We start from the raw sequence: 12,846 nt of genomic DNA on the forward strand, positions 1-12,846 counted from the left end.
AGAGGGCCAACCGGGCTCCCGTCTCACTGATCATACTGATGACGCATTGCCCTGTTCGTGGCCTCGCCGACGGTGAGGGGTGGACCTTGCCCTTGGGTGAAGGCGCAGCATCGTGGTGCCGGTCGTCCTGGCCGGTGCGAGGAGGGTTGGGTGTGGGGTTACTGACGATCGGGGTGTTCGCCCGGGCTACGCGCTTGTCGCCGAAGGCGTTACGGCTGTACGACGAGCTCGGGTTGCTCCGGCCGGCTGCAGTGGACGGGGAGTCGGGGTACCGCTTCTACGATCCGACGCAGTTGGAGCGGGCCCGGTTGATCGCGTGGTTGCGGCGGCTGGGCATGCCACTGGCCCGCATCCGCCAGGTATGCGACCTGGAACCGCATGCGGCGGCCGAGCAGGTCGCCGACTATTGGGCACAGGTCATGGCCGACACCGCTGTACGCGAACAACTCGCCACCTTCCTCATCGACTACCTGTCAGGAAGGGGTGGCGCCATGGAAGACGCAGAAACCATGATCGGGATCCGCTACGCGGCACGATCGGAGTCGGGGCTGGTCCGCACGAGCAATGAGGACGTCGCCTACGCCGGCGCTCGGTTGCTGGCGGTGGCCGATGGAATGCGCGGGCCGGGTGGGAATCTCGCAAGCGTGGCGGCCATCGACGCGCTCAAGCCGTTGGAGGCGAAGGCCGTACCTGCCGGTGACCTTCTCGGCGCGCTCGCCGATGCGGTTGGGCAGGCCGACCGGGCGATTCGGGGCATTGCCGAGTCGGCACTGTCCGGTGAGGCGGTCACGACGCTGACCGCGATGCTGTGGTCTGGCTCCCAGCTGGCGCTGGTGCACATCGGTGACACACGAGCGTATCTGCTGCGCGACGGCGAGATCTTCCAGATCACCCACGACCACACCTACGTGCAGTCGCTGGTCGACGAAGGCCGCCTCAGCCCAGAGGAGGCCGTCTCGCATCCGCAACGCTCATTGCTGGTCCGTGCACTCACGGGCACAGGCGGGTCCCAGCCTGACCTGTCGCTGCATACGGCCGTGGCCGGCGACCGCTACTTGCTGTGCTCCGACGGGCTGGCCACCGTCGTTGCGACAGAGTCACTGCGCGGCGTACTGAGCGGCACGGGCGCCCCTGAGCAGGTCCTCGATGAGCTGGTCAGGCTGGCATACGACGCGGGCGCCCCGGACAACATCGCTTGCGTGGTGGCTGATGTGGTGACGCTGTGAGTGGAAGGTGAGCGCGTCGGCTGTACGCTCCTTGGGCGCGTACACGCTCGACCGGCGTCCCCTGGCGATCCCCGCCTACCGGCGGTTGTGGGTCGCCTCGGCCACCTGCGCGGTCGGTGGCTCATTCAGCGTGGTCACGGTGCCGGCGCAGCTGTTCACCTTGACCGGCTCGTCCGCGACCGTCGGCGCCGCGGCCGCAGTGTCATTCGGTGCTTTGGTGATCGCGTCGCTGTGGGTCGGAACCCTCGCCGACCTCATGGACCGGCGACGGCTGCTGCTGGCCGCTCACTGTGGCCTTGCGCTGACCTACGCGGCGCTGTGGGCTCAGGCCGCCCTGGGAGGCCGCTCTGTCGCCGTCCTGTTGGTATTGGTGGCATGCCAAGGACTGACCTTCGGGGCGATCATGGTGACGATGGGTGCAGCGGTGCCCCGCCTCGTACCCGTCGGCCTGCTGCCCGCGGCGAACGGTCTCAGTTCGCTCGTCCGCTACACCGGGTCGATCATGGGCCCGTTACTGGCAGGCGTGCTGATTCCGGTGGTCGGGCTCGGCACGCTTTACCTGTTCGACGCCGTTGCGCTGCTGGCCGTCGTGTGGGCGGTGGCCAAGTTGCCGCCTATCTTGCCCAGCCCTCACCCGGTGTCACGTGACGGATCGCCCGATGGGATATCAAAAGCAGCAACGGACGATGCGCCGGCACAGCGTGACCGGCATCGGTCCACGCTTGGACAGCTGCTCGCCGGGTTCCGCTACCTGCTTGCCGGCCGGGTGCTCGTAGCCGTGCTGGCGGTAGATCTTGCTGCGATGGTCTTCGGGATGCCGGTAGCGCTTTTTCCGGAACTGGCGCAACGCACCTACGGCGGGCCCGCGGGAGGAGGCCTGGAGCTGGGCCTGCTTTACGCCGCCTACCCGGCCGGCGTCTTCGCGGCCGGGCTGATGTCGGGAAGGCTCACGCGCGCCCGTCGCCACGGTGCCCTGATGGCATCGGCTGCCGCCGTCTGGGGAGTAACCGTCGTGATCCTTGGCCTGGCTCCGCGACTCTGGCTCGCGCTGGCGGCGCTCATGTTCGGCGGTGCGGCGAACTTCGTGCTCAGTACCTTCCGCAACGCCATCTCACAGGCGTATACCGACGACGCCATGCGCGGCCGGATTCAAGGATCACTCACCGTCGTCCTCATCGGGGGCCCGCAGATCGCCAACCTGCTGCACGGGACCGCCGCGGTGGTATACGGCCCCCAGGTGACGATCTGCGTTGGCGGGCTGCTCACCGTGATGACCGTCGCCATGATCGTGTGGATGGCACCTCAGCTGTGGCACTATGCCGCCCCAAAAACAGATCGCTGATGAGAACCGGCCCGGATGTCGTCGGCGGGTGAGCACCGGGCCGGGTACCGCTGAACGTCAGACCGCAGGCGGCGACCATGTCGGTTACCGATGCCCTCGCCCGGGTGGGTTGGGCGACCGGCCCCACCACCAAGGCAAGGACAATGGACGCACGGTTCTGGGACGAGATGTATGGCAGCCGCGACCAGGTCTTCAGCGGCGCACCCAACGGGGTGCCTGTCACCGAAGTCACCGGCCTGCCGCCGGGGAAAGCGCTCGACGTGGGCTGCGATGCCCGACACGGATGGCTGGTCACCGCGGTCGACATCTCCCGGACCGCCCTGCAACGCGCCGACCTGACCACCATGCCACCACCGGCCGGCGCATTCGACCTGGTATCCGTCCGGTACTTCCCGCTTCCACGCTGGTCGCGGTGGGTACGGCGCGGGTGCCCGGTGCGCTTGCCTCACCAAGGACGTCACCCACTCCGCCTATGCGGCCATGGTCGAGCTCGTTCTCCTCGTCCGCTACCTGCGCGACCGCGAGATCAGCGCCGGCCTCAACGTGGTCGAGAACTACAAGCGAGATCTGGCCCGAGGCGCCGTTGAAGATCGGCGCACCAGGGGCGAAGTAGCCGGAGGCGGGGCATCGGGTCATTGGTTTCGGGTCTGGTAGGCCTCTCGGCTGGTCTCGATGTGCGGGACGTGCTCGATGGCCCAGCCGGCGAGGGCCAATGCGGGTGGAATGAGGCTCTTGCCGGTGGGGGTCAGTGCGTATTCGACCCGTGGCGGGACCTCGGCGTGCACCGTCCGGGAGACCAGGCCGTCGCGTTCGAGGTTCCGGAGCGTCAGGGTCAGCATGCGCTGGGAGATCCCGGGGATCTGCTGGTGCAGGCCGGTGAAGCGCAGGCTTCCCTGATCGAGGGTCGCCACGATCAGCAGCGTCCACTTGTTGCAGATGCGGTCGAGGATGGCGCGGATCGTCCGTCCGCCATCTCCTCGGATCATGCAGGTGTGCTCGTACTCCGACATGACAGCCCTCTGTGTGTAACGCACATGCATGTGCCTTTTGTAAGGCTTTCAATAGTGACGCATCATGAAGCTACTTACGACTGGTAACCATCGTGGCCAGCGCCGCGTCACTAGCCCCCGAGGTGTCCTTCATGGAGATTCCCTACTGGATCGTCGCGGCACTCCTGGCCGTCTTCTACCTCTACGCCGGCGGCAAGAAGATCACCCAAAGCCAGGAGCAGCTTCAGCCGATGATGGGCTGGGTCGACACCGTTCCCATGCCGCTCGTCCGCTTGATCGGAGTCCTGGAAGTCCTCGGCGCGGCCGGCCTGATCCTGCCGCCACTGACCGGGATCGCGCCCTGGCTCGCCATCGCCGCGGCGATCGGCCTCGTCCTGATCCAGATAGGCGGCATCGCGGTCCACCTGAGCCGCGGCGAGGTCCGGCAGATCGGACTCAACATCGCCCTCCTGGCAGCCGCCGCGGCAACCGCCTGGCTCGGCGCCATCTGGCTCTGAACCCTCTGCCCGACGTCGTGCCCTCGCCTCGCTCCGGGGCGCTCCATGTTGACCTGCGGCCCGGCGACAGCGGCAGAGGACATCTCGCCGTGGTCGGGTGCTCTCGGTTCAGCCGCCTCGGGTGATCGGCCCGCGGGAGCGCGGCACGACCAGTCCTGTCTCGTACGCCGTGACGACCGCCTGTGTCCTGTCGCGTAGCCCGAGCTTGTTCAGCACCCGGCTCACATGCGTCTTGACGGTCTCCTCCGTGACCGTCAACCGGCTTGCTATCTCCGGATTGGACAGGCCTTCCGCGACCAGCCGCAGGACCTGCGTCTCACGAGGGGTGAGCGCGGCGAGCGCGGCCATGGAGACGGCGTCGGGCTTCGGGGGCAGCAGGGCGAACTCGCTGATGAGGCGGCGGGTGACCGCCGGAGCCAGGAGCGCCTCGCCTGCGGCGATGACCCGTACCGCGTCGAAGAGCCGCTCGGCGGTGACGTCCTTGAGCAGGAATCCGCTCGCTCCGGCACGCAGCGCGTCGTAGACGTACTCGTCCAGGTCGAAGGTCGTCAGAATAAGGACGCGTGGCCCGCCGGCGAGCCGCCTGGTGGCCTCGATGCCGTCCATCCCCGGCATGCGGACGTCCATCAGGACGACGTCGGGCGACAGCTCGCGGCAGACCCGTACCGCCTCGGCCCCGTCGCGGGCGGTGCCGACGACCTCGAGGTCGGGCTGGGTGTTGAGCAGTTCGGCGAAGCCGGTGCGGACGACCAGGTGGTCGTCGGCGACGACGACGCGAACCAGCGGTGGCCTGCCGGTCATCCGGCCGCCCCGGGCAGGCGCGCCTCGACGAGGAAGCCACCGCCTGCGGCGGGGCCGGTGCGCAGCTCACCCCCGACGGCTGTGGCACGTTCCCGCATGCCGGACAGCCCGTGACCGCCGACAGGCACCGAGGCACGGGGGCCGGGTCCGTTGTCGCGGATGAGCAGGCGCAGGGCATCGCCACCGTAGTGCAGCTCCACGTCGACGGCGGCGCCCGGCGCGTGCCGCCGGGCGTTGGTGAGGGCCTCCTGGACGATGCGGTGGGCGGCGAGCTCGACACCTGGGTCGAGCGTGACCGGCGGACCGCGCAGGATGAGGCGGACACCCGTGCCTGACGCCTGCCGCGCCTGGTCGAGCAGCTCGTTGAGCTCGGCCAGGCGCAGGCCCGGCTGGGGCCGCCGGTCCGCCGCGTCCGCCTCGGCGTCCTCGCGTAGCACGCCGAGCAGTCGCCGCATCTCGGTCAGCGCCGCCCGGGCGGTGTCCCCGATGGCCGACAATCGTTCCGCACCGGCGGCCGGCATCCCGGGCACGGCCAGCCGGGCCGTCTCCGCCTGCACGGCGACCATGGAAATGTGGTGGGCGACGACATCGTGCAGCTCGCGGGCGATGCGAGCGCGCTCGCCGCGCGCGGTGTGCTCCAGCAGGGTGTCGGCGATGACCTGCCGGGCCGCGCCGTTCTCCAGGGCCTCAGCGCGGGCTCGCCGTGCGATCCCGGCCAGGGCCGCCGCCGGAGCCAGGCAGGCCGCCAACAGGATGAGAACCCCCACCTCGCCGCCCGCGGGAACGGCAAGCGCCAGGATGGGGAACGGTGCCGCGAGAAGGACGGCCAGCCGCTGCGAGCCGGTGCGGCCGAGCCGGTATCCGCAGATCAGCTGTGCGGCCACACCCGCCACGGTCAGCGTGTGAAAGGCCACCGGCGACAACATGACCGTCGCGGAGACGACCACCGCGGCCACGGCCGGCTGCGTCCACAGCAGCGCGACGGGCAGCGTGGTGGCCAGGCCGAGCAGGCCGAACACCACGAGATACAGAGCGGGGTTGCCGCCTTCGACCGGCGGCGCACCCCCGCCGTGCACGATCGACTCGCCCACCGGTGTGGTGACGGCACGGCCGAACGCCTTCGCCAGCGGTGTGTCGCGGGCGTGCGCGATCGACTCGGCCAGCGCGAGCACCGCCAGCAGCGCGCCGGCCGCGACAGGCGCGTGCCGGGTCGCGGCGATCCGCCGCCGACCGGCGGCCCATCCGCCGATCCGGTCGTCCGCTGGGTGCACGAAGGCCATTGTCGTGGTCATCTGACGTTCTGGCATCCCTCACGTGAGGGATGCCGTATCGCTCCTGCCCGTGACGGCGAAGATGGCTCCGCGGCGTGACGACCGCGTCCCCGCCGCTGCCTAGTCTGCCTGGCATGCGAGCAACCATCGAAATCGCCGGGCTGCGCAAGCGCTTCGGCCGGACCACGGCGCTGGACGGGATGTCCTTCACCGTCAAACCGGGGCAGGTCACCGGTTTCGTCGGCCCCAACGGGGCGGGCAAGTCCACCACGATGCGGGTGATCCTCGGCCTGGACGCGGCCGACGAGGGCTACGCGCTGGTCGGCGGGCGGCCCTACCGGAGCCTGCGCCGGCCGCTGTGCCGCGTCGGGGCGCTGCTGGACGCCGCCGCGCCGCAGCCGAGCCGTACCGGGCGCAACCACCTGCTGTGGCTGGCCCACTCCCAGGGACTGTCCGCCAGGCGGGTCGACGAGGTGATCGGGCTGGTGGGGCTGGAATCGGCGGCCAGGCGCAAGGCGGGCGGCTACTCGCTGGGCATGCGGCAGCGGCTCGGGATCGCCGCGGCGCTGCTCGGCGACCCGCCGGTGCTGATGCTCGACGAGCCGGTCAACGGCCTCGACCCCGAAGGCGTCGTGTGGATTCGCGGCTTCCTGCGGTCGCTGGCCGAGCAGGGCCGCGCCGTCCTGGTCTCCAGCCACCTGATGAGCGAGTTGCAGGACACCGCCGGTCATCTCGTGGTGGTGGGCCGGGGGCGGGTCGTCGCGGACACCGGCGTGGCCGAGCTGATCGCGGCCGCGTCGCGCGGCCAGGTCGCGCTGCGCACCACGGCGCGGGCGGAGGCGATGGAGGTGCTGGCGCGCGCCGGCGCCACCGTGGCCGCCACCGAGCGCGACACGCTCACCGTCTCCGGGCTGGAGGCGACGCGCGTCGTGGCGCTTCTCGGTCAGCACGCGGTGCCGTTCTCCGAGGTGACGGCCCACCGCGCGACGCTGGAGGAGGCGTACCTGGACCTGACCCGGGACGAGGTGGAGTTCCGCGCCTCCCTGGGACAGGAGGCCACGCGATGACCACCGGCACCGTCACCCCGTACCGCTCGGACCCGCAGGCCGGGCGCGGTGGCTTCGCCCAACTGCTGCGCGCGGAGTGGACCAAGTTCCGTACGGTCCGCGGCCAGCTGATCGGCATGGTGGTCGCGGCGCTGGTCATCGTGCTGCTCGGACTGCTCACCGCCACAGGCAGCCACACATCCTGCGGCGGTGCGAGCGATGTCTGCCCCGCCCTCCCGGTGGGCCCGGACGGCGAGGCGGTGGACGACACGTTCTCCTTCGCGCACCGGCCGTTGTCCGGAGACGGCGGCATCACCGTCCGGGTGACCTCGCTGAGCGGCATCATCACCTATCCCCCGCCCGACCACGACAAGATCGTCTCCGGTGTCGTGCCCTGGGCGAAGGCCGGGATCATCATCAAGGACGGCATCCGGCGGGGCTCCGCCTATGCGGCGGTGATGGTCACCGGCAGCCACGGAGTGCGCATGCAGCACAACTTCACCCGGGACGCCGCCGGCCGGCCCGGCGGCGTTTCCGCGGCGTCCCCGCGCTGGCTGCGGCTGACCCGCTCCGGCGACACGCTCACCGGCTACGAGTCGGCCGACGGCAGGCAGTGGACCACGGTCGGCACGGCTCGCCTGACCGGACTGCCGGCCACGGTGCGGGTCGGGCTCTTCGTCACCTCCCCGGGCGATCTGACGGTGCGGCAGGCCGATCTCGGCGGCAGCATCCAGCAGGTTCGCTTCACCCAGGCCACCGCTGTCTTCGACCAGGTCAGCCTGGAGGGGGCGACGCCCCGCGGCGAGTGGAGCCGCGACAATGTGGGAGGCGCCGGAAAGACCGACTGGGAGCGCTACCACCGGCCGAGCGGGGTCGTCGAGTCCGGTGGCACGTTCACCGTGACCGGATCCGGTGACATCGCGCCGAGCACGGAAGGCCTGAGCATCGAGACCACCCTGTCCGGCGTGCTGGCCGGGCTGATCGTGGTGATCGTGGTGGCCGTGCTGTTCATCACCGCCGAATACCGGCGTGGCCTGATCCACATCACCCTGCTCGCCAGCCCACGGCGCGGCCGGGTCCTGACCGCCAAGGCCGTGGTGATCGGCACGGTGACCTTCGTCGCCGGGCTGGCCGCCGCCGGCACGGTCGTCCCCGTCGGCACACGGATCCTGCGCGCGGACGGCAACCCCGTGCTTCCGGTGAGCACGCTCACCGAGCTCCGCGTCGTGGCCGGCATCGCGGCACTGCTCGCCGCCGCCGCCGTCTTCGCACTCGCTCTCGGCGCCCTGTTCCGGCACAGCGCCGCGGCGGTCACCGCCGCCATCGTGGCCATCGTCGTGCCCCATATCCTCGCGACCGCCTCCGTCCTGCCCGTGGGGGTGGCGCAGTGGCTCCTGCGGCTCACCCCGGCGGCCGGCTTCGCGATCCAGCAGAGCATCCCGGAGTACGCGCATGTGCTCGGCCACCACAGCCCGCAGGGCGGCTACTACCCGCTGGAGCCATGGGCCGGGCTCGCCGTGCTGGGCGGCTACGCGGTGCTCGCCCTCGGCCTGGCCGTCCTCCGACTGCGCCGGAGGGACGCATGAGACGAACGCTGCGCGCCGAATGGACCAAACTGCGCACCATACCGGGCACCGGCCGGCTGCTGCTCGCGGTCATCGTGCTGACCGCGGCCGTGAGCGCCGCGGCGGCCGCGACCGTCTCCTGCCGGCCGGTGGGATGTGATCACGACGTCCCCAAGCTCAGCCTCATGGGGGTCCAGGTGGGTCAGGCCGCCGTCGCCATCCTGGCCGTCCTGGCGATCAGCGGCGAGTACGGCGGCGGGATGATCCGCACCACCCTCGCGGCGATGCCGCGCCGCAGCCACGTCCTGGCCGCCAAGGCCGCCATCCTTACCGGCCTGACGACGGCCGCCGGGACCGTTGCCGTGCTCGTGTCCGTACTGGGCGGGCGGCTCATCCTGCCCGGCAACGGCTTCACCCCCGCGCACGGCCACCCGCCGCTGTCGCTGGCCGACGGGCCGACGCTGCGCGCGGCCGCCGGCTCGGTCCTCTATCTCGCGCTGATCGCCTTGCTCAGCCTCGGCGTCGCCACCGCCGTACGGGACTCCGCCGCCGCCATCGGCGTCGTGTTCGGCCTGCTCTACGTTCTCTCGGTGCTTCCCTTCATGATCAGCGACCCGGACTGGCAGCGGTTCCTGTGGCGGCTCTCGCCGATGAACGCGGGGCTCGCCATCCAGTCGACCACCAACCTCTCCGCTCTGCCCCTGGCCCCGTGGGCGGGCCTCGGCGTGCTCGCCGCCTGGGCCGCCGCGGCGCTCCTGGGCGGCGGCCTGGCGCTGCGGCTGCGCGACGCGTGAGCGCACCTCCCGGCAGCGCCCGGCCGGTCAGGCGAACGTTCAGCCGGGACTCGTGCCGTAAAGCGTGGCCAGGTCGGCGACGGTGGCGGCCATCCGCTCGCGCAACTCGGGCGGCTCCAGCACCTCGATGTCCGCCCCCAGGCGCAGCAGCAGCCAGTGGGCGTGCCTGACGGACTCGGTCGGCAGGCGCAGCACCACCCAGCCGCGCTCGTCGGGCGGGCCCGCGGCGGCGAGCGCGGCCTCGGCGACCTCGGCGCCCACCGTGTGGCGCAGCATCCCCTCGGTGCCGGGCGCCATCCGCACCAGCGCCTCACCGGTGTACATCCGCTCGCGGAAGTCGGCCGCATAGCGCTGCCAGAAGGTGGGCAGATCGAAGTCGGCGGGGCGCTCGAAGCGCCCGGCCAGGAGCTCGGCGCTCACGATCCGCGCCACCTTGTAGGTGCGCGGCTCCCCCTCACCGGCGGTGGCCACCATGTACCACGACCCGCCCTTGAGGACCAGGCCGTACGGGTGTGCCAGGCGCTCGACGTCGCGGGGGCCCCAGCGGCGGTAGGTCATGCGCAGCGGGCGCTGCTCCCACACCGCCTCGGCGACCTCTCCCAGGAAGGGAGCCGCGTCGGCGTCGCGATACCAGCCGGGCACGTCCAGGTGGAAGCGCTCGCGCATCCTGGCGGCGTGGAAGCGCGGCTCGGGGGGCAGTGCGGCGAGCATCTTCAGCTCGGCGTTCGCCGCGACCTCGGCCAGTCCCAGTTCGGCGGCGGGGCCGGGCAGCGCCGCCAGGAACAGTGAGGAGGCCTCCTCGGCGGTCAGGCCGTTGAGGCGGGTGCGGTAGCCGTCCAGCAGGCGATATCCACCGGCGGGCCCGCGGTCGGCGTAGACCGGCACCCCGGCCGACGACAGCGCCTCGACGTCGCGGTAGACCGTGCGGACGGAGACCTCCAGCTCCCTGGCCAGTTCGGTGGCCGTCAGCTGCCCCCGCGTCTGCAGGAGCAGCAGGAGGGAGAGCAGACGACTCGCGCGCATGGCGGCCATTGTTCCGCACGTTTGCCAACCTCACACACTCCATGTTCAAATGAACATGTGGAAGGTAACAATCGTATTCGCGCGATCATGTCGGCGCTGCGCGCCAGCGACGCCGTCTCCGTCGCGGAGCTGGCGGTCGAGCACGCGGTCTCGGAGATGACCATCCGCCGCGACCTCGACGAGCTCGCCCAGCAGGGTGTGGTCAGGCGGGTCCGCGGCGGCGCGGTGAGCCTGCTGCTGCGCGGGGAGGAACCGCCCTTCGTGGTCCGCGAACGCGAGGCGACAGAGGCCAAGCGGCGGATCGCGAGCGAGGTCGCGGCCCTGCTCGCCGACGGCGAGGCCGTGCTGCTCGACAGCGGCACCACTTCCCTGGAGATCGCCCGCGCGATCCGTGACCGCCGCCTGACGGTCCTGCCGCTCTGCCTGCAGGTCACCGCCGAGCTCAGCACCGCCCCCCGGATCCGCCTGGTGCTGCCCGGCGGGGAGGTCCGCCCCGGTGAGCTGAGCTTCACCGGCCCGTTGACCGAGAGCGCCATCCGCTCCCTGCGCTTCGACACCGCGGTCATCGGCTGCTGCGGCCTGTCCGCCGAACATGGCCTCACCGCCCACGACCTGTCCGACGTCGCCGTCAAGCAGGCCGCGATCGCCTCCGCCAGGCGCGTGGTCGCGGCCACCGACTCCGGCAAGTTCACCCGCACCGCGTTCGGCGCGGTCTGTCCGCTGGACCGCCTCGACATGGTCGTCACCGACACCGCGCTTCCCCCCGCCGAGCACGACGCCATGATCGCGGCAGGCGTCGCCGTCCGCGCCGTCTGACCCGCCCGGCCGGAGCCCCTGCTCCACGGCCCGCCCCAAAGCCCGCGGCCCGAACCGTCTGGTCTGATCCGCACCACTTGACTGGAGCCCTCCCCCATGCACGTCATCCCCTTCGACCGGACCGCGCTGCTGCGCGGCCGGGTGGCGATCTACCTGCTCTTCCTGCTCTCCGGCATGGCCATCGGCACCTGGACGGCGCGTATCCCATCGATCAAGCAGGGGCTGGAGCTGAGCGAGGGCGGGCTCAGCATCGCGCTGCTCGGCATCGCCGCCGGGGCGATCGCCGGCATGCAGGTGGTCGGCCGCCTGGTCGATCGCTACGGCAGCGCCAAGGTGATGCTGCCGATGGCCTTCGCCCAGAGCGTGGTGCTGGTCCTGCCCGCCTACATGCCGAACCTGGCCGGCCTGGCCGTCGCGCTGTTCGTCTTCGGCGCGGTGCACGGCACCCTGGACGTCGCGATGAACGCAGGCGCCGTCGAGGTCGAGCAGGCCATGGGCCGGCCGATCATGTCGTCCTTCCACGCGGTGTTCAGCATCGGCGGGTTCCTCGGTGCCACCACCGGAGGACTGCTCGCCCAGGCTTCGTTCAGCCCGGGAGCCACGTTCGCCGTGGTCGCCGCGGTGATCGCCGTGGTCGCGCTCTGGGCGGCCCGCTGGGCGCTCCCCCCGACCGCACAGGCCGCCCCCTCGGGAACGGAACCGGCGTCCGGCAAGGGGGGAGGGGTGATGCTGCTGGGTGTCCTGGCCTTCTGCTGCATGATCGGAGAAGGAGCCACGGCCGACTGGAGTTCCGTCTACCTGAGCGAGAGCCTTGGCAGTTCCGACGGGTTCGCCGCGGCCGCCTACGCCGCCTTCTCGGTCATGATGACCGCCGGCCGATTCGCCGGCGACAGGCTGGCCGCCTGGCTGGGGCCGGTGAACCTGGTGCGCGCGTGCGGTGCGCTGGCCGCCTCCGGGCTCGGACTGGCCCTGCTGGCCGACCACCAGGTCGCCGCGGTGATCGGTTTCGGCTGCTTCGGGGCAGGCCTGTCCTGCATCGTTCCCCAGGTCTTCTCCGCGGCCGGTCGCCGCGACCCGGCTCGCGCCGGACAGGCGCTGGCCCGGGTGTCGAGCCTGGGCTACGTGGGATTTCTCACCGGCCCCGTGCTGATCGGGGGTGCCGCCGAGCTGATGGACCTGCCTCGTGCGCTGGCGATCCCCGCCCTGCTGGCCTTTTTCGTGGCCCTGGCCGCGGGGGCGCTCAAAACCAAGCCCTTTACAAAGTAGATCAAAATAGCGAGCGAGGCCGGAGTGCCGCCCGGACGCACCAGGCCACCGGTGGACGGTGCCGCGGGGGGGGGCCGGCGGGGGGGGGCGGGGGGGCGGGGGGCCGCGGGCCCCAACAGGAAGTCAAAACACAGGAAAAACAAGAAAAAAAAAAAAAAAAAGGGGTTCGAGTTGGTGGTTGGGGTGTGT

General features: G+C 71.2%; 13 protein-coding genes and 1 pseudogene. 10 read left to right on the forward strand and 4 right to left on the reverse strand.

Annotated elements, in window-relative coordinates:
* The first annotated feature begins 152 nt into the window (after window positions 1-152).
* The 4 genes and pseudogenes from ABT130_RS34195 (at window position 153) to ABT130_RS34210 (ending at window position 3,222) form a co-directional block, all read left to right on the forward strand.
* Window positions 153-1,226, forward strand: a complete 1,074-nt coding sequence (locus ABT130_RS34195; protein ID WP_350962546.1) for a MerR family transcriptional regulator — start codon at window positions 153-155, stop codon at window positions 1,224-1,226.
* A 31-nt stretch (window positions 1,227-1,257) separates the two neighbouring features.
* Window positions 1,258-2,568 (forward strand): MFS transporter, encoded by a 1,311-nt coding sequence (locus ABT130_RS34200; RefSeq protein ID WP_350962549.1) that lies wholly within the window; start codon window positions 1,258-1,260, stop codon window positions 2,566-2,568.
* 143 nt (window positions 2,569-2,711) lie between these two features.
* Window positions 2,712-2,972: pseudogene (locus ABT130_RS34205) on the forward strand (class I SAM-dependent methyltransferase); the annotation flags it as partial.
* A gap of 76 nt (window positions 2,973-3,048) precedes the next feature.
* Window positions 3,049-3,222 carry a hypothetical protein gene (locus ABT130_RS34210; RefSeq protein ID WP_350962576.1) on the forward strand — a complete coding sequence of 58 codons (174 nt, stop codon included), beginning with the start codon at window positions 3,049-3,051 and terminating at the stop codon, window positions 3,220-3,222.
* Here the strand turns inward: ABT130_RS34210 and ABT130_RS34215 are convergent.
* Window positions 3,201-3,578, reverse strand: coding sequence for a winged helix-turn-helix transcriptional regulator (locus tag ABT130_RS34215; protein ID WP_350962551.1), 378 nt, complete (start codon window positions 3,576-3,578; stop codon window positions 3,201-3,203). The two genes, ABT130_RS34210 and ABT130_RS34215, sit on opposite strands and share 22 nt — an antisense overlap.
* A gap of 92 nt (window positions 3,579-3,670) precedes the next feature.
* Here ABT130_RS34215 and ABT130_RS34220 point away from each other — a divergent pair, with 92 nt between their 5' ends.
* Window positions 3,671-4,075: a DoxX family protein gene (locus ABT130_RS34220; RefSeq protein ID WP_350962554.1), complete on the forward strand. Its 405-nt coding sequence runs from the start codon at window positions 3,671-3,673 to the stop codon at window positions 4,073-4,075.
* A gap of 108 nt (window positions 4,076-4,183) precedes the next feature.
* Here ABT130_RS34220 and ABT130_RS34225 read toward each other — a convergent pair whose 3' ends face one another.
* Both ABT130_RS34225 and ABT130_RS34230 read right to left on the reverse strand, forming a co-directional pair.
* Complete coding sequence (locus ABT130_RS34225) at window positions 4,184-4,876, reverse strand: response regulator (RefSeq protein WP_350962556.1); 693 nt, start codon at window positions 4,874-4,876, stop codon at window positions 4,184-4,186.
* The gene (locus ABT130_RS34230) at window positions 4,873-6,168 is read right to left on the reverse strand and encodes a sensor histidine kinase (protein WP_350962559.1); all 1,296 of its coding nucleotides are present in this window, start codon (window positions 6,166-6,168) and stop codon (window positions 4,873-4,875) included. The genes ABT130_RS34225 and ABT130_RS34230 overlap by 4 nt, the downstream gene beginning before the upstream one ends.
* Window positions 6,169-6,281: 113 nt before the next feature.
* On the opposite strand from ABT130_RS34230, the gene ABT130_RS34235 reads away from it, so the two are divergent.
* From ABT130_RS34235 to ABT130_RS34245, 3 genes are read left to right on the forward strand one after another with little or no spacing between them, the layout of a single operon-like run.
* On the forward strand, window positions 6,282-7,214 hold the full coding sequence (locus ABT130_RS34235; RefSeq protein WP_350962561.1) for an ATP-binding cassette domain-containing protein: 933 nt from the start codon (window positions 6,282-6,284) through the stop codon (window positions 7,212-7,214).
* Window positions 7,211-8,779, forward strand: coding sequence for an ABC transporter permease subunit (locus ABT130_RS34240; RefSeq protein ID WP_350962563.1), 1,569 nt, complete (start codon window positions 7,211-7,213; stop codon window positions 8,777-8,779). Before ABT130_RS34235 ends, ABT130_RS34240 begins: the two co-directional genes overlap by 4 nt.
* The gene (locus ABT130_RS34245; RefSeq protein ID WP_350962566.1) at window positions 8,776-9,552 is read left to right on the forward strand and encodes an ABC transporter permease; all 777 of its coding nucleotides are present in this window, start codon (window positions 8,776-8,778) and stop codon (window positions 9,550-9,552) included. The genes ABT130_RS34240 and ABT130_RS34245 overlap by 4 nt, the downstream gene beginning before the upstream one ends.
* 39 nt (window positions 9,553-9,591) lie before the next feature.
* Here the strand turns inward: ABT130_RS34245 and ABT130_RS34250 are convergent, their stop codons facing one another.
* Window positions 9,592-10,575 carry a helix-turn-helix transcriptional regulator gene (locus ABT130_RS34250; protein ID WP_350962568.1) on the reverse strand — a complete coding sequence of 328 codons (984 nt, stop codon included), beginning with the start codon at window positions 10,573-10,575 and terminating at the stop codon, window positions 9,592-9,594.
* A gap of 57 nt (window positions 10,576-10,632) precedes the next feature.
* On the opposite strand from ABT130_RS34250, the gene ABT130_RS34255 reads away from it, so the two are divergent.
* The gene (locus ABT130_RS34255; protein WP_350929912.1) at window positions 10,633-11,391 is read left to right on the forward strand and encodes a DeoR/GlpR family DNA-binding transcription regulator; all 759 of its coding nucleotides are present in this window, start codon (window positions 10,633-10,635) and stop codon (window positions 11,389-11,391) included.
* 96 nt (window positions 11,392-11,487) lie between these two features.
* Window positions 11,488-12,657: an MFS transporter gene (locus ABT130_RS34260; protein WP_350962571.1), complete on the forward strand. Its 1,170-nt coding sequence runs from the start codon at window positions 11,488-11,490 to the stop codon at window positions 12,655-12,657.
* The last annotated feature ends 189 nt before the right edge of the window (window positions 12,658-12,846 follow it).

The organism is Streptosporangium sp. NPDC001681, from assembly GCF_040298085.1.
In the GTDB taxonomy this organism is placed as follows: domain Bacteria; phylum Actinomycetota; class Actinomycetes; order Streptosporangiales; family Streptosporangiaceae; genus Streptosporangium.

What these genes read in the sequence shown, in the direction of transcription:
- ABT130_RS34210 (WP_350962576.1), top strand. Translation starts at nt 3,049, where the DNA reads ATGGTCGAGCTCGTTCTCCTCGTCCGCTACCTGCGCGACCGCGAGATC.
- ABT130_RS34215 (WP_350962551.1), bottom strand. Translation starts at nt 3,578, where the DNA reads ATGTCGGAGTACGAGCACACCTGCATGATCCGAGGAGATGGCGGACGG.
- ABT130_RS34225 (WP_350962556.1), bottom strand. Translation starts at nt 4,876, where the DNA reads ATGACCGGCAGGCCACCGCTGGTTCGCGTCGTCGTCGCCGACGACCAC.
- ABT130_RS34230 (WP_350962559.1), bottom strand. Translation starts at nt 6,168, where the DNA reads ATGACCACGACAATGGCCTTCGTGCACCCAGCGGACGACCGGATCGGC.
- ABT130_RS34235 (WP_350962561.1), top strand. Translation starts at nt 6,282, where the DNA reads ATGCGAGCAACCATCGAAATCGCCGGGCTGCGCAAGCGCTTCGGCCGG.
- ABT130_RS34240 (WP_350962563.1), top strand. Translation starts at nt 7,211, where the DNA reads ATGACCACCGGCACCGTCACCCCGTACCGCTCGGACCCGCAGGCCGGG.
- ABT130_RS34245 (WP_350962566.1), top strand. Translation starts at nt 8,776, where the DNA reads ATGAGACGAACGCTGCGCGCCGAATGGACCAAACTGCGCACCATACCG.
- ABT130_RS34250 (WP_350962568.1), bottom strand. Translation starts at nt 10,575, where the DNA reads ATGCGCGCGAGTCGTCTGCTCTCCCTCCTGCTGCTCCTGCAGACGCGG.
- ABT130_RS34260 (WP_350962571.1), top strand. Translation starts at nt 11,488, where the DNA reads ATGCACGTCATCCCCTTCGACCGGACCGCGCTGCTGCGCGGCCGGGTG.